Below are 20,502 nucleotides of genomic sequence, written 5' to 3'. Positions count from 1 at the left end.
GGCATTGGTTTCAGACGGACCCTTGTGGGGTTGAAGTCGCCCCCAGGGTGAAGGGTGGACTCGTGAAGCACGTGGTTTCAGACGGACCCTTGTGGGGTTGAAGTTCTAAGCGACATCCCTAATCGCTCAAGAAGATCAAGTTTCAGACGGACCCTTGTGGGGTTGAAGTGCGCTCGAATCGGTCGCCGAGTACATCAACATCTACGTTTCAGACGGACCCTTGTGGGGTTGAAGTGGGACGTGATCGAATAGCCATGCTCGTGGGCGCGCTGTTTCAGACGGACCCTTGTGGGGTTGAAGTGGCCATCAGAACACCCTCCCCATCTTCCCTCCCTCGTTTCAGACGGACCCTTGTGGGGTTGAAGTATGCTCCCCGCGATCCGGACTGCGATGCAGACCAAGTTTCAGACGGACCCTTGTGGGGTTGAAGTAGCGAGAGAATCGCGGTGAGTCTCACAGCCGAACAGGTTTCAGACGGACCCTTGTGGGGTTGAAGTCGTGCAAGAACGGCAAGGAGGTCCATTTGAAACGCGTTTCAGACGGACCCTTGTGGGGTTGAAGTGATGCGCCCTCGGTCCTGAGCATAGCCGAGCCACGGGTTTCAGACGGACCCTTGTGGGGTTGAAGATCGCACGAATCGGCAGCGCAGGCATCGGTGCCCGCAAGTTTCAGACGGACCCTTGTGGGGTTGAAGAATTCAATGTCCCTCCCATCGATAACATCCTCCGGAGGTTTCAGACGGACCCTTGTGGGGTTGAAGAGCTGTACGCTGGCGACGGCTACGGCGAGAAACACGGTTTCAGACGGACCCTTGTGGGGTTGAAGACGCGTCTACGCGGCGAACGAAGAACGCGCTGCCACGTTTCAGACGGACCCTTGTGGGGTTGAAGATTCACGAGTTTGCACCGAAGACAACTGGAACGTTCAGTTTCAGACGGACCCTTGTGGGGTTGAAGAGGTGATCTCCCCTGTCGGTCCGATACCGGTTGCGAGTTTCAGACGGACCCTTGTGGGGTTGAAGAGCCGGGATCGAGACGGGAGCCAAGAACCATACAACGGTTTCAGACGGACCCTTGTGGGGTTGAAGACAGCTGAACGAGACGCTACTCATCGCTGGTCGCCTCGTTTCAGACGGACCCTTGTGGGGTTGAAGATCATAGACGCCGTCCTCGACCAGTGCCGCCTCATCGAGTTTCAGACGGACCCTTGTGGGGTTGAAGAGATCTGGGCGACTCGACGCCACTGCGTGCACGCGTTTCAGACGGACCCTTGTGGGGTTGAAGATTCGAGACGATGCACTCGCGGACATCTCCGCCGTCGGTTTCAGACGGACCCTTGTGGGGTTGAAGAACGGTAGCATGGACGCAGACGATCTGGATGATCTTGAGTTTCAGACGGACCCTTGTGGGGTTGAAGATCTCCGTCGAGCAGGAGAGCGACACAGAGGCGCGCGTTTCAGACGGACCCTTGTGGGGTTGAAGAATGAACTGGGCTCGGGGGGCATGGGGGGCGTTCACGTGTTTCAGACGGACCCTTGTGGGGTTGAAGACCGCAAATTTGGCAGATGATTTGAACGTCTCGCGCGTTTCAGACGGACCCTTGTGGGGTTGAAGAATGAACATCGGACGTGCCCGGAGTGTGGTCACGTAGTTTCAGACGGACCCTTGTGGGGTTGAAGAGTCTCGAACGAAATCCCCCCGGCGTCGTACTCGCCGGTTTCAGACGGACCCTTGTGGGGTTGAAGACTCTGGCTCGCATTGGTCTTAGACCCCGAACAACAAGTTTCAGACGGACCCTTGTGGGGTTGAAGCCACCTCGATCTCGTCCCAGTCATCGAGATCGTCGTCGGTTTCAGACGGACCCTTGTGGGGTTGAAGCGTATGCTTCGTCACACCAATGTCTACGGCCCGCAATGTTTCAGACGGACCCTTGTGGGGTTGAAGCAACTGCTATTGGATGGTGTCCGGAAAACACTTCCCAGTTTCAGACGGACCCTTGTGGGGTTGAAGCAGTTCTCGGTTGCTATGCGACGGCGTCGAGGAGTCCGGTTTCAGACGGACCCTTGTGGGGTTGAAGCTTTGCGATCGGTTGGATGGCGGTTGAGATCCTCGTTTCAGACGGACCCTTGTGGGGTTGAAGCTACTACGAACCCACCGCGAAACACATGTTCTCGGCCAGTTTCAGACGGACCCTTGTGGGGTTGAAGCGTCCTCGGAATAGGTCGCCGACTCGAGGGCCGAGTGGTTTCAGACGGACCCTTGTGGGGTTGAAGCGTTATTTTCAGGACAGCGTTTATCTGCCCAATCCCTGTTTCAGACGGACCCTTGTGGGGTTGAAGCCGATCCCACTCGACGAAAACCGAGTGATGCACGGAGTTTCAGACGGACTCTTGTGGGGTTGAGGTCTGATAGTCGATCGCCCTCGCGGATCGACATGGCGTTTCAGAAGTACCAAGCTGGTGTTGAAGCGCCCCATCAGCCCAGTGGGCGGGGGCACGACCGTTCCCTAGAGGTGCATCCCCCAAGGACTGGCATGACTACCCAAACTGCGGACGACAACTCCACGGACAGGCGGTCATCCATGACGGAGACAGCGACCCCATCGCCGTCGAGTACTCCTGTAAATGTCTCTCCCTCTGGATGTGGGAACAGGACACCGACGAGGTGCAGTATCGTGGCGAAAGCGAACTCGTCGATGAGTAAGGGCCGGGAGTTACCCCACACTGGGACCGATTCTCACTCGGGGGCTGGAGGCACATTGCCCGAGCGCGAGGAGAGGACACACCGAATTTCGAGTGAAAAATCAACGGACTACGCGACGATACCACACCACCGGTTCCAGTGGTGCCTGAGAGAGTACCAACCGATCGCACCGACGACACCCCATCTGCAAACAGAAAATCACCCGAGAGCACAACGATCACACCCCTCACTTCCGTTGTTTTTGGATTGTCACAACAACCATAGTCAGCTAGACCGTCGAAACGGCGCATGAGCCGCTTCAATCGCTCCCTGAGTCCTGCATACCAAGCATTCGTTTCCACCGTGCAGGAGTACGCTGACGACGATCAGGAACCGGGGGAGGGTGTCCGGCGAGCGATCGCTGATGCACTCGAAGACGAATTGAGAGAGCGATTCAAGAACGCTTGGAAGGTTGATGAACAGGCAGAGAAACCATGCTTCCGACGGCTAATCACGGGAGAAGACGAGTGTTCGTGTGACCGCTCCTGGATCGATCGGGAACTCGAAACGGTGGGAAAGGGCGAGAGGCCACCACACAAGCCCCCGCACTCGGATCACGCTTCCCTCTGGCTTGATGAAGACGGTGAGCCTGCTATCTTCTCAATACACGTGTATCATCCTGAAATTCAGTCGGTCTCGAAGACAGCAGACCCCGAGCAAAGCCAGCGCAACGGCTGGTTTGACATCGTTGAGTGTGCAAAGCATTGGGGGCTGGAGATCGCCGTCATGCCGACCTCGTGATACAACGCCTTCTCAACGGTCAACATCGTATTCTACCCCCCGGAACGGTGGTAACGCAAACGCCTATCAATACCCGTAACGCTTGTGTGCGTCGTCAATCGGAAGGATTTCGGTCACACGCACCTCGTTCCTCTCCTCATAAATATCGTAGAACACGGTGTACTCATGGCTGATGTGCTGTCGGTACCGATCATCGCCGTCGATTACAAGCCCTTCTTTGTCGCCCTGTCCTCGACCTGGGTAGGGATTCTCTTCAAGGTACGCGAGATTGTCCCGACAGATCCGTTCGCTCTTCTCGTCCAGCGACCGGAGGAATTCATCAACGTCGGGATGCAGCAAAACCTCGTAACTCATTCGTCATCATTGAGTGGCACAAATTCGTCCGAATCCATCTCGTCGACCTCGCGCATCTTCTCGGCCAGTCGCTTGCGATTGTGCTCCTGAATGAGCTGTTCGATCACCTCGTCGTAGGACTCCCCAACGCCCTTCAGTTCGTGTAGTTGTTCGCGCCGTTCTTCCGAGACTCGAATGCGTTTGTCTGCGCTCATGGTGAATAGCGTTGCACATGTGGCACATGTGCAACGCCATGTGAAATATTCTCGAAGGTCGCCAATAAACATGTCGCTCGTGACCTACCATATGAGACATCTGTGGCGTCTGGTCAAACCCTCAACTGACGCTGGATCGAGATCAGTATGGTATCACTATGAGACTAGTTGCATTAGCAGTATCGTGGTCTTATATAACAACCGCTGTTGACTTCCCGGAGCACAAAGAAACACAGAATTGCAGGTCCAACAAACGACTATGACCCGACCGACCGGCACCAAAGCTGAACTCGAAGCGCGCAGACGCCGTGCGGTCGATCTGCTCGAACTCGGACACGGCGTTCGAGAGGTTGCCGAGGTTGTTGGCGTCCATCCTGGCTCGGGCTCGCGGTGGAACGTTGCGTATGAAGAGGAGGGCGAGGAGGGACTCGCCGCCGCACCGCGAACGAACGGCCGCAAGCCAAAGCTGGCCGAAGAACACTATCCAACCCTTGAGGAACGCCTCTCGTGAAGGCCCTCAAGCACATGGGTTTGAGACCAATCTCTGGACCCTTGACCGTATCGCGGAGATCATCGAACGAGAGTTCGATATCTCAGTCTCCAGTTCCTCGGTGTGGCGGTATCTCCGGAAGATGGGCTGGAGTTGCCAGAAACCGGAACAGCGCGCACGTGAGCGCGACGACGAGGAGATTCGCCGCTGGATGACTGAAACCTGGCCAGCGATAAAAAAAGCGCGAACGGAGGGATACACTCTCGTGTTCGTCGACGAGTGCGGATTCTACTTAGATCCGGTCGTGCGCCGTACCTGGGCCCCACGCGGTGAGACACCAGTCCAGTACAGTTGGACGCGGCAGGGGCGGCTCTCAGTGTTCACCGCTCTCTTGGTAACGCTCCGTGACAATGAACAGCCTCCGGACGTGGGACTGTTCTTCTGGATCAGAGAGAAACACTATACCGGCTGGATCATTTACGAACTGCTCCGCGATGACCTGCGGTATCGGTGGCAGGACAGTATTCTCGTGTTGGACAACTGGGCCGGTCACAAAAAGGCAGCACGACTCCTTGAGGAGGCATTCGATGATACGTCACTGGCGCTTGACATAGAATATCTGCCACCATATGCCCCGGAATTGAATCCTGTCGAGCAGGTTTGGGGGCACACGAAATATGGAGAACTGTCGAACTACGTCCCAGAAGACATTGATACCTTAGAAGCCCGTGTTGACCAGTCGATTGCGGCCAAGGATGAGCAACCGGAACTCCTGCAGGGCTTTCTCAAAGCAGCCGAGCTTGACTTCGGGCTGAAATGACGTATTTCGATAGAAGGAGTGGGCAAGAAGGATGTCAGATAGAAAATATATCTTCCACTCTGTAAGCAAGGACGTGCTTCATGATAGGATCTAATCCAGGGAATAAGATTCAGTACCTGTTAGCTACGAATCCATTTTTAGTACTGCTTTTAGATCGTGTAGTGTATCAAGCGTCTGTTCCGGTTCCGGGCCGTTGTCAGTCGCTTCCTCGTGAGGTGTTTCATAAGGGATCCATATTGAGTGGATGCCGGCAGCGTGAGCACCTGCTACGTCCGCTACTCGAGAATTCCCCACGTGAACGGTTTCGTTCGAGGCTATATCGAGATCGGAAAGTGCCTGTTCGAACGGGGCTGGGTCGGGCTTATATCCTTGTTCAGGGGTGGCGAACACAAGCGTCTCGAACCACTCTCTGATACCGAGCGTATCGACTTTCTTTTGCTGTATCTCTTTCAGCCCATTTGTGATAAGTCCGAGCGTATATGTTTCGTTGCAATGACGAAGAACGTCTTTCGCTCCGGGTAAGCATTCGACATCGGAGTGCCCACCGATTGCATAATAGGCACGGGCAACTGCTGGCGCGTCTTCGGAGGGGACTCCAGCCAGTTCAGCAGCGGCTTCGAAAGAGAGCGTATAGTAGTTGAGTTCATTGTTGGCGGCCGCTGCAAGACTCTCACTCTCAACTGTACCGAGGTCGGCGGCAGTGCAGTATGGTTCGACGTTCGCTCGATCAAATGCTTCTGCAACCATGGCATCGGGGGAACGACGAGGGACATAGAGAGTTGAATCAAGATCGAACAGAACCGCTCGTAATGTCATTACGTCGTTTGTCACAGGCACCTATTAAGTCGTTTGTGACCCCTCACCTGTGGGTCTGGCACTCACTATTCGTATAGGTGTTTCATTAGAATCGGGAGAGTCCAATATCCTCTTTCTCTCCCTGATCGTTGACTAAGGCCTAACGATCCGTTCGCCTCGCGCCCTGATTTCGATGTGGATTGTCGATAACTCGGGCTATAGGAATAACTGTAGCAGCTACTATAGTGAATACTATAGTATATGATATAGGGATGCAATGATACACCAGAACAATGAAAACGGACGAATAGCATAATTAAATAGGTGGCAGATGGGTGGTGGGACCGCCCGACGTTGCGTCGGTGCTCGAGTAAGCGGTCGGAGTGGTTCCGTGGCTGTCATTTATCACCGTATAGTTCGGATTCGCTGATCCGAGCGAGCTAATCGGTACGAACGCGGTGAGGAGACGATGGCTGGTCCAGTTGCATCCCTGCAAGAGAACCAGCGAACGGCTGTGATCGGGGTGACGCCGGTTGCTCCAGCGAGGAGGCAGACATCATTCGAGACGGAGCCAGCAACGACACAGGCTCAATTGGAGTGTTCGTGATGTCGATATCTAACATTCGACCTCTGTTAAGAGTCGAAATAGGGATACTAGCGGTAATATTACGATGCTGGCAGTAGAGTGTAATAACCAATACGTTTCACATCAATCCAAGTGAGAAGTTAATGGCTCTAATATGTAATATCCCACAATGAAACGCAATGAAATCACAACAGGAGATGACCCGACGAAGGCGGTGTTGAGTGAGTCAGGGCTGCACAGTAAACACCTCTGTGACTACGTAATCAACGTCGCCACCGGCTGCAAACACGGGTGTAAGTTTTGCTACGTTCCAAGTACACCGAACATTCGTGCTCGCCCCGAGATGCTCAAAGAGCATGCCGACGTTGACCAGCCCCAACGGGAATGGGGGCAGTACGTTCTCTACCGCGACAGCATCATCGATCGGATTGATGGTATCCTTAATCGGAAGCGAACGTGGAAGCGAACGCCTCAGGGGTGTGGCATTGTTGGGATCTCGTTCGCGACGGACTGCTATATGGATGGTCGCGCCGGAAAAATCACGCGTAAGGTGGTGCAGTCACTCGCTGAGCACGATCGATATGCGCGGGTACTCACTCGAAATCCGATTCTTGCACTCCAAGATGCCGATGTTTTCGTTGAGGCAGGGGAGAACGTGACGATTGGGTCGTCGATTCCTTGTATGAACGCAGAGCATGTTCATGCGATCGAACCCCGCACTCCTCCTCCAGAACACCGTCTGAGAGGACTAAAGGAGTTCTCAGAGATGGGAGTGAACACCTACGTTTCATTGAGTCCGACGTATCCAACGCAGTCCCGTTCAGACCTCCACGAGCAGTTAGAGCGAATTGCGGAATGCGAGCCCTCCGTGATCTTCCACGAACCGATCAATCCCCGATCGGGCAATTTCCAGATGACTGTCCAGGCCGCGAAAGCGGCTGGTCAGAATGAATTGGCGATGGAATTGGAGCGGTTACGAGATCGCGATCAGTGGGCCGAGTATGCCGTCACACAGCTACGCTGGGTTCAGGAGCTCGGTGAGGGACTTGATCTGCCAGTGCATCTGTGGCCAGATAAATCGCTGCTAAAACACGTCCCGACGGACGTGGCAGACTGGTTACGCGGATGGAGAAACAGACAATCCCCTGAAGGGTTCGCCGACCGTGAGACACCGACGACATCGCCTCCGTCGCTAGAGCAGCCGAACCTTCGAACGTGGGCATAAGCGCTAAGCGCCTTCTATCTAATCCTATAGGAACTGCTATAGAGGTTGCTATAGCTCTTCTGAATATCGAGTGAGAGTCTGCTGTGCCCCATCCGTGTCGGTGTCTGTGTCTTCTTCGAAGAAGTGAAAATTCGTTTGCTCAGCCCCGTGCTGAACATCAAGGATAGCTGCCACGTCAGCCCCACTAAGTCGCTCGAGACGCTGTTTCTCTGTGTCTATAGCCTTGATGTAGGGACTTTCGTTACCAGTAATACGCGTCGTGTACAAGAGTTCGTAATAGTAACGTTTTGCTTCAGGTCGGCTATCGACTCTGATCGAACGTTGTTTAACGTTATACGATGTCGTCTCTTTGATCCGATTGGTATACAGCTCTCGATAGGCCTTTTCCGAGTTGCACTGTTCCCACTCGGGGGATCCAAAGAAGCGGGTGATTTCTTTGAGCTTTTGTTTTCCTTGATCGCGGCTGATCCGAGTCGCGGGGAAGTTGATGAGGGTATCGCCCCATGGTTGGAGCAATTGTTTGAGCGCATCCCACTCGAAGTCAAGGGCTTCGTTATCGACGACAGCGCATCGGTTTACACCACCGAACCCGTATTCGTCTCCCTGTTCTTTAATCTCATCCATGATAGCCGGGATTTCGTCATTCGCATCGCCGATCCGGATCTCGCACCGATCACGGGGGATAGACAGAGTGGTGTTGTCATGCAAGTAATCGAGCCGAGCTGCAAGGGCGTTAGCCCGGTTATGGTCTTTCTCGACGAAGTAGTAGCGTTCCAGTGGTTTATGGGAGACAGTCGCAGCGATGAGTGGTGACCCGGCGATCGCAACGTCGTAGTCACGTACGTGAGTGAGCCCGCTTCCAGCGAGAGCATCAATGTAGTAGGTGTGGTCAAACCGTTTAGGGATGATTTTGGTGTAGACATCGACTTGTGCGGCAATAAGAAACAATTTGAGTGCAGTCAACGGCCCGTAGTCGGGATCAGTGTCGGAATCGGGCGCGAGATCGATGAGTGCCTCGGAATGTGCTGTAAACCGCTCGAGTTGGTCGCTAATCCAATTTTTATCAAGCAGCCCTTTGGACATATTCATTTATGTATAATCATAAGAAGTAAAGAACCTCACGGAGGAATATTATATTGGTCGATGATTGATGCCAGTACGAATCGGATAAGGTATATGGACTAGATCTCCCATTGCCTGGGATATCTTTCCGGGCTGTTGTTATTCCTATGGCGGGGTTACACGCGTTAGTGTCCAGTTGTTCTCTTTGCCTTAGTCAACATTGTTCCTCCATATTCCTCCGATTGTTGACTAAGGCCCCGGCACGTTCGTTCGCTTCACCTTTCGATTTCGCTGGCGATAATCGATGATTTCGGGCTATAGGAATAACTGTAGCAGCTACTATAGTATTCACTATAGTATATACTATAGGGTTGTAATGATGCGCCAGAACGACGGAAGCGGACGAATCGCACAATCAATTGATCGGCAGCTGGGTGTTGTGGCTGCCCTGCCGATCGGTCCGGTCGGCATCCCGGAAGCGACGGCTGTTTTGTGTGGTGGCAATGGCGAGTTGATCCGTGCGCTCGCGCTTGGACTGGCAATCCTCTCGGCGATGATCGTCGTCCGGGCCGTGTTCCGCGCTGCTCGCAATGCCACTGGATCAATGACTGACTCGATGACTTCGCTAGTAGCAGGTGTTCTCCCCGGGTTGTATCTCGTCTGGCTAGCCATCGCGGGATCGGACGTCGCTGGTTGTTTGTTCGACCGGAGGATTCAGCAACTATTCGATAGCTTTATGGCTATAGGAATCACTATAGCGAACGCTATAGGATACTAATCATGAGCAAGACACTCCGAGCCGCGTCATTTCTGGATAAAGGTGGCGTGGGAAAGACAACTAGTACAGCACACCTCGCGGTGGCTCTCGAAGAGCAAGGTAAGGACGTTTTGCTGCTGGATTTGGCCGGAAAACAAGGCGATCTGAGCAAGCATTTTGGCGTCTGGTCGGAGTATCAGGATCGGATTGCAGACGACGACGCCTGGCCGAATATCGCTACGGTTTTCGATGAGTCGTGGGGGACGATCAAGAAAAAGCTCGGTGACCAGGCGACGAAGGATTTGATCCTCGCCACCGGTGAAGGGCCAGATATCATTCCAGCTCACCCGGGCTTAGACTCGCTTGATGGCGATCTTGGCAACATCGACAACGCGAGAGACCGGTACAGCCGCCTTGATGGGTTTCTGGACTCAGACGTGGATCCGCTCGGGTACGATGCAGTACTCATTGATCTCCCAGGTCTGAGTAACAACATCTGTTACAATGGCTTGTGGGCGGCGAAAAACGTCGTTGTCCCGATCGAACCCGGATCGTTCGAGGATGGGCAGGCGGAGCAACTCGAACGCGATTTGGAGAAGATTGGGAACAACTTTGGTGTTGAGATTTCGTTGTCGCTGGTGTTGCCGAATAAAATTGATACCCGTCGGACGCTCGATCGGGACTACTTAGAGATCTTTGAAGAGAAATTCCCGGAGAGCATCGCGCCTGAGCACGTGCCATACTCGCAGGATATCAGAAACGCGACTGAGAGCGGTCAAACAGCCTTCGCAATCGATGAACCGTCCACGACCGCCGACAGAGCACAGTCGGCGTACCTGAGTGCTGCGTCAACACTCTTGGATCGACTGGAGGACTAATCATGCCCGACGAAGACGACATCGATCTCGACGAGCTCAAACGCCAAACGTCGCACGGAGATCGGATCGATTCGGACGCGGATAACGACGCTCAGCAGGAACTCAAAGAGGCGATCGTCGACGAACTGGAGCGGATCGATGAGGGCGAAGAACAGAAGACCGTCTCGATCTGGGACGCCCCGGCAGCGGCGTACATCCGTGCGCTTGCCGAGCACCCCGAGCAGCGCGATAAGATCGGGGAGTCGCTCCGCCGGCAGCTCGACGTCGACGCTGAGGGCTCGATCGAGCAGAGCGAGTTCGTCCGGCTCGCGCTCCGGTTGGGGCTTCGCCAAGCTGACTCGGACAAGTTTGCGTTAGTGGGAGAAGCGGTTCGTGACCGTGCCTTAGAAGGGCTATAGTCTGTTCTTCTTTTCAGACTCCTCGAAGGAACTCCTACGGAGAAAACTCGCTAATGTCTTCAGGGCGATTGTCACTCAGAGGTCGCTTGTTCCCAGACCCACCGTGTATGGCACGCTCGCGAACCCTTGTACCTTTGGGAAAATTGAAACTTTTATATGTTCATTCTCAGATAATAATTCAGCTAGGTCCGGGCAGTTGCAAAGTTAATGATCTATATATCATATAGATCCCAAATATCATTATTATCCCCCCGGTTATAATCTGGATGACTGTTCTTGTTGTTAGTTGTTCATCATTCCTGTTTTCCACTATTTGGACAACATTAGAACGATATACTATGAAACTACCAAGTGATGTGATTATTAGTCCAATGCCACCCATACGTTCTATAAAATTCAGATAGAGGCCCAAAGCGGTGAGATATCCTGTTGGTTCAGTCATATGGTTGATATTCAATATCTGTTATTACATATGCCTTCTGGTATAGATGTCAAAAAAGATTCTTTATGTCACATTACCTAATAAGGAGTTCTAAGGTATATTTTATCATGGTTGCTCACAAAACAACTTAGGAGGCATGATACATTATCTGTATTCTCTCCCCAATCTGGTTTTACACGGTTTCCACTAGCATTTTCTAAATATACATTCCTAAATGTCGAACTTCCGGGTAGCTCATCACAGTTTTGTTCCCAGTAAAAACTCTCTAAGGTACAGTATGCTCGATCCCATGCATAGTCACTAAACGATTCAGGCGCCCAAATAGCGGTATAACGGCCATCTGTCACATTTTCTGTGTATATATACCATTGGTTTCTGTCAGAATGATATTCCATCGAACCATATATGGTATCTCCCGCGTTTGCTGCTAATGCTGGACTTCGATGATAATTGTCTGCATTACTTCCACTACCATACCATGAGGCTATAGACCAATCGTATGCAAAATCTGTATCCTCCTGATTCCACTGAAGAACTGGCTGGATAATAGACTGAGTAGTAGTACAAATTGAATCACAATTGATTAACGCCGGGAAATAGTACATGATTGTGTCGTCGGCTGAATTTCCCGCCGCAGGCTCACTTGGAACATTGAAGGTTGCTTCCATCACATGGTATTTTCCCGTGATATACTCATCACGCGCATAGGAAAGATACCTATTACTGTTAGAGCCGGGCATTGGGTCAACCTCATCTGACTCTTGCTCCTTATCCCTAGTTTCCTTGCCATTTGGGTCTACGACTGGGCTACGGTTGTGTGCCCGTCGTTTTTTAATATCCATATCAACTGGTGGTTCAGCAGTGGGCTCTACAGTGATATTAGACTTAGGGACTTCCACACCTGCTGGCACCGGAACGTGATCTTCACTAAGAGCACTCACCGATTTTGGGCCAAAAGCTAAAACAGTAGTAGCAGCCCCGGCACTTTTAAGAAGCGTTCTACGACTGTGTGTAATGGTTTCTGGCTTTGGATTTTCCTCTGTCATTTCCATCCACTGCCCATTTACAAAATGGTGGCACTTAAAATATTCTATTTATAAATCATTAATATAATATATTTTTCTTGGTGGTATATATTCATTAGGTGAAGTAGAATGGATATAGAAGTTCCTCATACTGCTAGCACTCCAGCCCTAGTAATTTCCTCATATGAGAACAACAACGAGCCAAAGGCGCTTGGGGGTCGGTGGAATACCCAATCTTCGTGAAATCGCCCGAGTCCATGAGATGCACGTTCTTCGTATCGACCCTCACAACGCGACGGTAGTCATCGAGTCGATGATGTTCTCCTCGGTCGGGGCAGCAAGGTACGGTTCGATCGCGTCATAGCTCGACCATCCGCCCAGCGCCATCAGTGCTTGGAGTTCGTCAAACCGGCTATCCAGATATGTCGCGTTCGCTGCCCGTCCAGAGTCGAACGCTCCGAAGACCATCTCCCGAGCGTACCGGACGTGTGTTCGAATCTGCTCGTTCGAGAAGTCGCCAACATGGCGGTCACGGAGGGCAGACTCGGACTCGTCGACGTGCCGTGGGAGCCGGAGATCCAGTGCAGCATCGTTCTCGTAGGCAGCAGCGACGAGGCGCTCGCTCAACGAGAGAATAGCACGCTTGATCTCATCTGAGAGGCCCACATCCCACGCAGTCGTGAGTGTTTGGCGGGTTGGGGCCGTGTTGTACTTCCCGAATTTCGTTGGATCGAATCCGAGCCGTTCGGCTCGGTGCTCCGTCGAGAGGAACTCGTAGAGCCCGTTCCACGAGAGACCGGCAAGCTCACGGCAGAACAACGCACGAACGAGTGGCCCAGCGTCGTATTTTCGTGTCTCAAAATCCTTGCAGTCCGAGTCTTGGAGAACCAGTATCACATTTATTTGTCGAACGAAATCGGCAAGCGTTGGGGCTGTTTCGAGCCGATCGCGGACATCATCAAGCAGCCACTGAGAAGGATCCATAGAACTCATCGAGAATATATATCACCGACATATGATATTCTATCACAATTCAATACATATATAATAATATATTTTATATATTATTTCTTATTTATTAAGGTTGCTATATTTATATACTTAATAGCATGTCGGATCGCTTCCTTCTCCACGAGCTATGATTGTACCGTTGTTACTGTCGACGTTTCGACTCGTTGCGTTAAACCCCTCCGATACGATTCCTGAAGCCACCCTATGCTTCAGCATAAGTCATTGGTCAAAAAATCACGAGTGGGTACCTACTCGTTGATTTGAACTCAGTCGGTGCTGTGAGTCGTATCGTCTTCGATGTGATAGTCGTGATCGGACGTGTTCGCCGAGGTGATTGAGACCACGCCGTCGATGTGTGTCTGTGTCGCCCGGACCGGTCAGCCCTCCATGCGTTCACGAAGATGATCGGAGCCAGACAGACGGCGATGGTCAGATAGCCGGTGTGAATGTAGCCGACAGTTCCAGCGGCCGAATAGACGAGAGGGAAGCTGATCTCTTTCGTTGTCCTGGCCTTACGGATTCATCAGCCGACTCGTCATCTAAGATCGTCTCTGAAATGGGACAATTAACTTGATACGATGATCCGAAGTCAGAGTTGGAATCGGGTTTCGTCCCATCAGTCCTGTGGTGTCGGCGTATCTTCGACGATGTACTCTCCACGAACGACCTGATCGACTGAATGGATCGTCCCGCTCGCACCTTCGATACTCGCCTCGACCTTGTCGTACTCAATCGTGTTCCCTCGCTGGTGAGTCTTAGATTCAGAACGTCTTTATCGAGTTCGACGAACGTCGCATTGACACTGGTGACGGTGACGGCGGTTGCAACCTGCTGAGTAAACGCGTGTGTTGTCGGTTCATAGGGCTTCAGAACAGCAATAACTAAGCGCTGTAGCGGGGCCATTGCTATTCTAGACGCAATTGGATGGAAAAACCTCCAGTACCGCTCGGAGACACAGAGTGATTTAACGAAACTCCGTCTCCTGATTCATTGTCGTCACGTTGTTCCCATCAGTCTGCTGGTGGTACGACCAGTATCGGTTTATCAACCGTGCGTAAGACCTGATCCGCGACACTCCCGAGATGCTGGCTAGCAAGATTTGAGGTACCTTGCGAGGCGATCACTACAATGTCGATCCCGTTATCGGCGACGTACTCACGGAGGGCCTCGTGTGGCGTTCCTTGCGTAACTGTTTTACTGAGATCCACATCTGCGTCGGTTTCGCTGACACGGTCAGCAAAGTGAGAGACGGCCTCATGGCCTTGCTCTTCGAGTTGGTCGATGAACTCCTCGGAGACCCCACCGATGCTGAATACGCCCCCCTCAGCCTGTACATCCACGACAGAGACGATGTGAAGCGTCGCGTTGGCGTGCTGTGCGATATCGGCGCCGTATGGCGCTGCGCGTTCGGCGTTGTTGCTCCCGTCCGTTGGGGCAAGGACATGCGCATACGATCCACTGTCGGTGCTAGCTGCATCGGCGTCCGGGGCAATCAGAATGGGCGTGTCAGTGCGACGGAGCACCCGGTCGGTCGTACTCCCTAAGAGACGTTCTGTTACCCCCGAACGCCCTGTTGTTCCCATGACAGTGAGATCGATCGGTCGGTCGGTGGCGTACTCGCCAATCGCTTCATAGGGAATCCCTTCGAGCAACTCCTGCTCGTAGGCAATGCCAGCGTCCTCTGCACGAGTTGCTGCCTCGGACAATATCTCTTGGCCTGCATCTGTCAGCGTATCCATCACCTCTCCGACAGCCATCCCCGTAGCGGCGATCTCTGTGCCAACGTTTACAACATGCAAGAGATGGACTGTTGCGTCGTGTGTGTCCGCAATGGCGAGGCCATGATCAAGGGCAGCGGTGCTTGCCTCGCTCCCGTCACACGGAATCAGTATCGTATCGTACATACACTATTCGAATCGACGCTCTGGGGAGGAAAAATTGCTGTCCCGTCACCTGCAGGTCTCTCTTCCACGATTATGGTTTGGCAACGAAAAGGAACCCTATACTCATCACCGTTTGTCGTCCCGACAACAAATTACTGACAAAACGGGCCACGCCGGTGAACGCTTCCGTTGAGCCACCCGACACAAAGAGCACAGGTACGGTCGTGGCTACAGCGGAGGCACCGGAATATATGATGCTACAGCTATGAGGACTGCATGTCAATGGACGACATCCTTGAACTCGCAGACGTAGTCGCAGATTCGGAACTCGAAGGTGCTCTCGTTTGGCTCCTCCGTCTCATCGGCCTGCTTGCTCTCCTTGGTGGTCTCGGGCTCTGGTTGCTGACGGACATGGGACTCCTCGTGCTACCGCTTGTCCTGATCGTTGGCGGCCTCATTTTGCTGATTGTTCCGGGACTTCTCCTTACACTCGCGGAATTGGGTGGCGAGGGATGACTATGACTATGAACTACTACCTAGCTATTTCGCGATCAGAGACTATCACTTCAAGAAGTTGGTGAAAACCATTAGGGTTTGGCCATCGTAGCATTTCGCACTGAACAATGTACGAGAACCTCCTTCTCCCATTCGACGGTAGGGACGGAGCAGCGGCGGTGCTCCCATCATATCAGAGAAATTTTACACTGGACTAATGCCACCATTCATGTCCCTATGTTGCTGATACGACTCGCGACAGTGTCACCATCGTTGAAGACCAGATGGTCGACGGACTCGTTCAACAGGGTGGGGAGATCGTTGACGAGGCCGCGAAAACATTGGACACACTTGGAGTCGCGTACGATACCGATGTCGTACAGGGCAATCCGGCCCCGACGATCATCGAGTATGCCGAGAACTACGGGTACGATCTGATCGTGATGTCGACGCACGCCCGCGGGGGGTTCTCACGGTACCTCATTGGAAGTGTTTCTGAGAAGGTCGTCCGACTCTCTTCCGTCCCTGTCCTCACAGTACGGATGCAACCCGACGAGCAGTTGGAGTTTCCCTACAAGAATATCCTCCTTCCAACGGACGGAAGTACTGCAGCGACCCACGCTGTCATGGTCTCCTACTCGCGGCGTCCCTCGGTGCCACCGTCCACGTTCTGTCTGTCATAGACGACACCGCACTCGGGCTGGATGGTTCGGTCAGCCATTTCTGAACAGGGACGTAACAAGTCGCGATTGACGCTGTCGAGGACATCATCTCGAAGGCAGAGAGAGACGAGGATACGAATACCGTTCGGCATATCGAACGTGGGTCGCCTGTTGAGGCGATTCTTGACTATAGCGAATTGAACGACATCCACGCTGTCGTGATGGGCACAACAGAAAGGCGCGGGACCGATCGCATACTGCTGGGAAGCGTTGCTGAAAAAACGGTCCACTCTGCACCGGTCCCGGTCATTACCCTCGCAGAGCCAGAGTAGCGCCGAGGTCTTCTGAAAGGGTTAGCGATTCCTGTACTTATTTAGCCGCTGTGTCAGTACATACAGCTAATGAACTCGATAGAGCTTGGGCTCCGTCTCGGTGCGGGGGTGTTTCTTATCTTGGCGAACGGATTCTTCGTCGCGATCGAGTTCGCGCTCACCCGGGCCCGACAGTTCAGTGAGGAGGAGTTCGTGGGTGATGGTTATCGGGCGCTCGAGCGGGCGTGGGAGATGACGCAGAATCTGGAGATCTATCTGACGACATGCCAGGTTGGCATCACGGCGTCGAGTATCGCGGTTGGGATCGTCGCTGAACCCGCGTTAGCAGCCATTTTCGAGCCGCTATTCGAAAACACGGTGCTGGCCGCTATCGGCTCGGGTGGTATTATCGCGTTTCTCATCATCAATCTCGTCCATCTGACGCACGGCGAACAGACACCGACCTACCTCGGTGTCGAACGGTCCCGAATGGTGTGTCGATACGGCGCGACACCACTGTATTGGTTCAACTGGGCGATCTCCCCACTCATCACACTCGGTGACTGGATCGCGAAGTGGACACTCAGACTGTTCGGCATCGAGATGACCGGCGCGTGGCTCGAAACGGAAAAAGACGTTATCGAGTCCCGGGCCGACCTGCGGAACCGACTCGGGTCGCTTCTCGATAGGGGTGATCTCTCCGAGGAACGCCGCGACGAAGTGATGAATGCACTCGATGTCGGCGAACAACCTGTTCGTGAGGTTATGATACCCGCAGACGATATCGTCGTCCTCTCGACAAAGGATGATATCGAAGAGAATTTTCATCGGATGGAGGAGAATCCGCATACACGCTATCCGTTGGTCGGAGATGAGTTGATAGATTTTCATGGAATCGTGTACTTCCCGATCTTGGTTAGATATCGTGACGGGATGGCTGAGGGCGATATCGACTTCACGAAGCTAGCAGCCCCTCCGATGACTCTTTCACCGGATGTCGACGTGAGCGACGCTATCGATCAGTTCCAAACCGAAAACCAGGAACTCGCACTCGTCATCGAGGATGGGGAGGTGCTCGGGATGGTCACCGTGACGGACCTTCTCGAGTCGGTTATGGGCGATATCGAGGATCCAATCGATACAGCGTATATCGAGTAATCGACAATATGTACAGCGAGGGTCTGGTTCCGACAGATCTGAGGTCGGTGTGGTAGATTGCTCATGCACAGTTGGGCTCGAAATCTATACTCGATATCTACATTTCGCAGGTAGCTATGCATGACAAATCTACTGGGCCAACTTCTGGCAAACAGAGGTGATCGCACGCTCGTCAGGGTTTTCAGGGAGTCTTGCCACAGTATCGCAGATCGAATAGCATACTGATAGAAGCCTTTTTGTGATACGATATTGCAAATTCCATTTCAACCTGCGTGAGTAAAAGCCGTTTACAGAAATCCATCCTCTGAAGTAGGGCTCAACGGATTGGTCTGGACGAGTTCACTAGCTACCCCTCGTTTCAGTAGTTCTAAATGGTTCTTAATGTGAGGAGGTTCAACTACGCCCTCTAATACTCTGTGCAGTCTATGGAGATATCGTCGGATAGAGACTACGGTCCACAGAATCATTCCACTAACCCTATCAACTAACTGGATGGAATTTGACTAACTTCTATGGACTCACGTATTCCGGACTTCTACGAAGAAACTCCGCAGCGACGACGTGAAATCATTACGAGTCGCTGCCTCCTCTCTGAAGAAGATTCTGACGCTCTGCGGGAGGGGCCTAATAGCGAACTCATGGATAGTTTGAGTGAAAACGTGATTGGCAGTATTTCCCTCCCGTTGAGTGTTGCGACGAACTTCGTTATCGATGGCGAAGACGTACTTGTGCCAATGGCGGTTGAAGAAAGCTCCGTCGTGGCAGCCGCTTCGTACGGGGCGAAACTTACGCGTGATACGGGCGGATTCTCAACCTCTGTCTCGGGACCGTATATGCTCGGACAAATCCAAATTCGAGACATCAGTGACCCATTCAGTGCGAAAATGCGAGTTCTCGAACGAGCTGACGAGATTAGATCTATGGCTAATGATCAGGGTGTCCTCGTCTCTCACGGTGGCGGGTGTGAGGACGTTACTGCTCGTGTCGTAGACACCCCTCGTGGCCCCATGGTTGTCGTTCACCTCCTTGTGAATGTGCAGGACGCCATGGGAGCGAATGCAGTCAACACAATGGCAGAGGCAGTGGCCCCGCTCGTTGAAGAAGAGACCAGTGGGGAAGCCGTTCTCCGTGTGTTATCAAACTTAGCGGATCACCGAGTTGCGCGTGTTCGGTGTACCATCACGCCAGAGATGCTTGAGCGCGAGCAGAGTTCGCTGTCAGGAGAAGAGGTCAGGGACCGAATTGTCGATGCGTGGGCCTTCGCCGCCGGTGATCCGTACCGGGCAGCAACGCACAACAAGGGCATCCTGAACGGGATGGACGCGCTTGCTGTTGCAACAATGAACGACTGGCGAGCCATTGAGGCCGGCGCTCACGCCTTTGCAGCCAATGATGGATACGGCCCGCTTTCGACCTACGAGATCGATACAGAAGGCAATCTGTCGTGCAGTATTGAGGTACCAGTCCAAGTGGGCACTGTTGGCGGCGCTACTCGTGCCCATCCAACTGCTAGTGCAGCGATGAAGATCCTTGATGTTGAATCGAGTGACGAGTTAGTGGCCATCTTCGGAGCCGTTGGGCTCGCAGAAAACATCGCCAGTATGCGTGCACTGGCTGATGAAGGAATCCAAACTGGACACATGAAACTTCATGCGAAAAATATTGCTCGTGAGACCGACGCACCCGATGAACTAATTGAGGAAATTGCGGCCCGGATGGTTGCCGAAGATGATATTCGGGCTGGACGAGCCCGTGAATTGGCCGAAGAACTGAGCCAGTGAGACTGGCCGTAATCCCTGGTAATTACACAACGTGACTCATCGGTTGGTCTAGAGCGGCTCCGAGTGAAACTGTCGCTGCGCGAAGTGTTCCTCTGACAGACTCTATGAGAAAATGTACCGGAGCCTAGTTACCCTGAGTACCCTGTTACGTCATCACCGAACGGGTCTACGTACGGGTCCTGGTCACTACACCGCGCTAACTTCCTCTTTGTTTCATCGTCGTCTAACCACTCGTCAAGGTCGCTGCGACCGTCTTCGACCTGCTGGTGCATGTCCAGCATCGTTCGATACGCGTGAGTAACACCCAACTGGTCCAGTTTCTTCACAATGAGCGCACCCCGTTCGCTCAGCCGGTACTGATCACCGACCGACGTTTCCTGCTCGTCAATTTCGGGAGTGACGAGGCCGAGATCGCGTGCTTCTGCGAGGCGATACGTGAGCGTTGAGTCGCTGATGTGCAGCATCTCCGCGAGGTCTGTGAACCGCTGCGGGTCGCTATACAGCAGGATGAGAACACCGAGAGCGCCGCGAGAGGTACAGTACTCCCTCACCGTGTCAGCCATGCACTACCCGCTGTATCAACGCCGGCCGTAGTGAAACTTCTGGACGAACGAAGCTAGCTATGATTCATATCTCACTTCGAATACAATCACTCGACAGAGCGAATCCGGCTCAAGCGGTTGTTGATTTTAT

Annotated in this window: 19 protein-coding genes, 2 pseudogenes and 1 CRISPR repeat array (1 of these 22 cut by a window edge); of the genes and pseudogenes, 12 read left to right on the top strand and 9 right to left on the bottom strand. The window is 53.0% G+C overall.

Features of this window, described 5'->3' with window-relative positions; all coding sequences use genetic code 11:
• Positions 1-2,404: a CRISPR direct-repeat array (repeat unit 30 nt; unit sequence GTTTCAGACGGACCCTTGTGGGGTTGAAGA); it reaches 518 nt to the left of the window's first position.
• A 586-nt stretch (positions 2,405-2,990) separates the two neighbouring features.
• Positions 2,991-3,482, top strand: coding sequence for a hypothetical protein (locus MW046_RS15810; protein WP_247995507.1), 492 nt, complete (start codon positions 2,991-2,993; stop codon positions 3,480-3,482).
• A gap of 66 nt (positions 3,483-3,548) precedes the next feature.
• On the opposite strand, the gene MW046_RS15805 is transcribed toward MW046_RS15810, so the two are convergent.
• On the bottom strand, positions 3,549-3,836 hold the full coding sequence (locus MW046_RS15805) for a type II toxin-antitoxin system RelE family toxin (protein WP_247995506.1): 288 nt from the start codon (positions 3,834-3,836) through the stop codon (positions 3,549-3,551).
• A complete protein-coding gene (locus MW046_RS15800) occupies positions 3,833-4,030 on the bottom strand; it encodes a DUF7557 family protein (protein ID WP_247995505.1) in 198 nt (65 codons plus the stop codon). Before MW046_RS15800 ends, MW046_RS15805 begins: the two co-directional genes overlap by 4 nt.
• Positions 4,031-4,289: 259 nt before the next feature.
• Here MW046_RS15800 and MW046_RS15795 point away from each other — a divergent pair, with 259 nt between their 5' ends.
• The gene (locus MW046_RS15795) at positions 4,290-4,541 is read left to right on the top strand and encodes a helix-turn-helix domain-containing protein (protein WP_247995504.1); all 252 of its coding nucleotides are present in this window, start codon (positions 4,290-4,292) and stop codon (positions 4,539-4,541) included.
• Positions 4,522-5,340: an IS630 family transposase gene (locus tag MW046_RS15790; protein WP_247995503.1), complete on the top strand. Its 819-nt coding sequence runs from the start codon at positions 4,522-4,524 to the stop codon at positions 5,338-5,340. Before MW046_RS15795 ends, MW046_RS15790 begins: the two co-directional genes overlap by 20 nt.
• 123 nt (positions 5,341-5,463) lie before the next feature.
• On the opposite strand, the gene MW046_RS15785 is transcribed toward MW046_RS15790, so the two are convergent.
• The gene (locus tag MW046_RS15785; protein ID WP_282190247.1) at positions 5,464-6,156 is read right to left on the bottom strand and encodes an HAD family hydrolase; all 693 of its coding nucleotides are present in this window, start codon (positions 6,154-6,156) and stop codon (positions 5,464-5,466) included.
• Between the two features lie 448 nt (positions 6,157-6,604).
• Here MW046_RS15785 and MW046_RS15780 point away from each other — a divergent pair, with 448 nt between their 5' ends.
• Positions 6,605-6,742 (top strand): hypothetical protein, encoded by a 138-nt coding sequence (locus tag MW046_RS15780; protein ID WP_247995501.1) that lies wholly within the window; start codon positions 6,605-6,607, stop codon positions 6,740-6,742.
• Positions 6,743-6,890: 148 nt separating this feature from the next.
• Entirely contained in the window at positions 6,891-7,946 is a 1,056-nt protein-coding gene (locus MW046_RS15775) for an SPL family radical SAM protein (protein ID WP_247995500.1), read from the top strand.
• 48 nt (positions 7,947-7,994) lie between these two features.
• On the opposite strand, the gene tcmP is transcribed toward MW046_RS15775, so the two are convergent.
• On the bottom strand, positions 7,995-9,029 hold the full coding sequence (gene tcmP / locus MW046_RS15770; RefSeq protein WP_247995499.1) for a three-Cys-motif partner protein TcmP: 1,035 nt from the start codon (positions 9,027-9,029) through the stop codon (positions 7,995-7,997).
• A 358-nt stretch (positions 9,030-9,387) separates the two neighbouring features.
• Here tcmP and MW046_RS15765 point away from each other — a divergent pair, with 358 nt between their 5' ends.
• From MW046_RS15765 to MW046_RS15755, 3 genes are read left to right on the top strand one after another with little or no spacing between them, the layout of a single operon-like run.
• Positions 9,388-9,786 (top strand): hypothetical protein, encoded by a 399-nt coding sequence (locus MW046_RS15765; protein WP_247995498.1) that lies wholly within the window; start codon positions 9,388-9,390, stop codon positions 9,784-9,786.
• A gap of 2 nt (positions 9,787-9,788) precedes the next feature.
• Positions 9,789-10,643, top strand: coding sequence for a ParA family protein (locus tag MW046_RS15760; protein ID WP_247995497.1), 855 nt, complete (start codon positions 9,789-9,791; stop codon positions 10,641-10,643).
• Between the two features lie 2 nt (positions 10,644-10,645).
• Positions 10,646-11,041 carry a DUF8115 family protein gene (locus MW046_RS15755; RefSeq protein WP_247995496.1) on the top strand — a complete coding sequence of 132 codons (396 nt, stop codon included), beginning with the start codon at positions 10,646-10,648 and terminating at the stop codon, positions 11,039-11,041.
• A 519-nt stretch (positions 11,042-11,560) separates the two neighbouring features.
• Here the strand turns inward: MW046_RS15755 and MW046_RS15750 are convergent.
• From MW046_RS15750 to MW046_RS15735, 4 genes and pseudogenes are all read right to left on the bottom strand, one after another.
• On the bottom strand, positions 11,561-12,535 hold the full coding sequence (locus tag MW046_RS15750) for a hypothetical protein (protein WP_247995495.1): 975 nt from the start codon (positions 12,533-12,535) through the stop codon (positions 11,561-11,563).
• Positions 12,536-12,793: 258 nt separating this feature from the next.
• Positions 12,794-13,501, bottom strand: coding sequence for a hypothetical protein (locus tag MW046_RS15745; protein WP_247995494.1), 708 nt, complete (start codon positions 13,499-13,501; stop codon positions 12,794-12,796).
• A 634-nt stretch (positions 13,502-14,135) separates the two neighbouring features.
• Positions 14,136-14,422: pseudogene (locus MW046_RS15740) on the bottom strand (DUF211 domain-containing protein).
• Positions 14,423-14,529: 107 nt separating this feature from the next.
• On the bottom strand, positions 14,530-15,423 hold the full coding sequence (locus MW046_RS15735; protein ID WP_247995493.1) for a universal stress protein: 894 nt from the start codon (positions 15,421-15,423) through the stop codon (positions 14,530-14,532).
• Positions 15,424-15,678: 255 nt separating this feature from the next.
• Here MW046_RS15735 and MW046_RS15730 point away from each other — a divergent pair, with 255 nt between their 5' ends.
• From MW046_RS15730 to MW046_RS15715, 4 genes and pseudogenes are all read left to right on the top strand, one after another.
• Positions 15,679-15,918: a hypothetical protein gene (locus tag MW046_RS15730; protein WP_247995492.1), complete on the top strand. Its 240-nt coding sequence runs from the start codon at positions 15,679-15,681 to the stop codon at positions 15,916-15,918.
• A 107-nt stretch (positions 15,919-16,025) separates the two neighbouring features.
• Positions 16,026-16,891, top strand: a pseudogene (locus MW046_RS15725) (universal stress protein).
• A gap of 69 nt (positions 16,892-16,960) precedes the next feature.
• Positions 16,961-18,028 (top strand): hemolysin family protein, encoded by a 1,068-nt coding sequence (locus MW046_RS15720; RefSeq protein ID WP_247995491.1) that lies wholly within the window; start codon positions 16,961-16,963, stop codon positions 18,026-18,028.
• Between the two features lie 512 nt (positions 18,029-18,540).
• Entirely contained in the window at positions 18,541-19,809 is a 1,269-nt protein-coding gene (locus MW046_RS15715) for a hydroxymethylglutaryl-CoA reductase, degradative (protein ID WP_247995490.1), read from the top strand.
• Positions 19,810-19,937: 128 nt separating this feature from the next.
• On the opposite strand, the gene MW046_RS15710 is transcribed toward MW046_RS15715, so the two are convergent.
• Positions 19,938-20,372, bottom strand: coding sequence for a winged helix-turn-helix domain-containing protein (locus MW046_RS15710; protein WP_247995489.1), 435 nt, complete (start codon positions 20,370-20,372; stop codon positions 19,938-19,940).
• Between the last annotated feature and the right edge of the window lie 130 nt (positions 20,373-20,502).

The sequence above is a fragment of the Halocatena salina genome (assembly GCF_023115355.1).
Classification (GTDB): domain Archaea; phylum Halobacteriota; class Halobacteria; order Halobacteriales; family Haloarculaceae; genus Halocatena; species Halocatena salina.
Note: the sequence above shows the minus strand (reverse complement) of the source record. Positions and strands in the feature narration are given on the sequence as shown.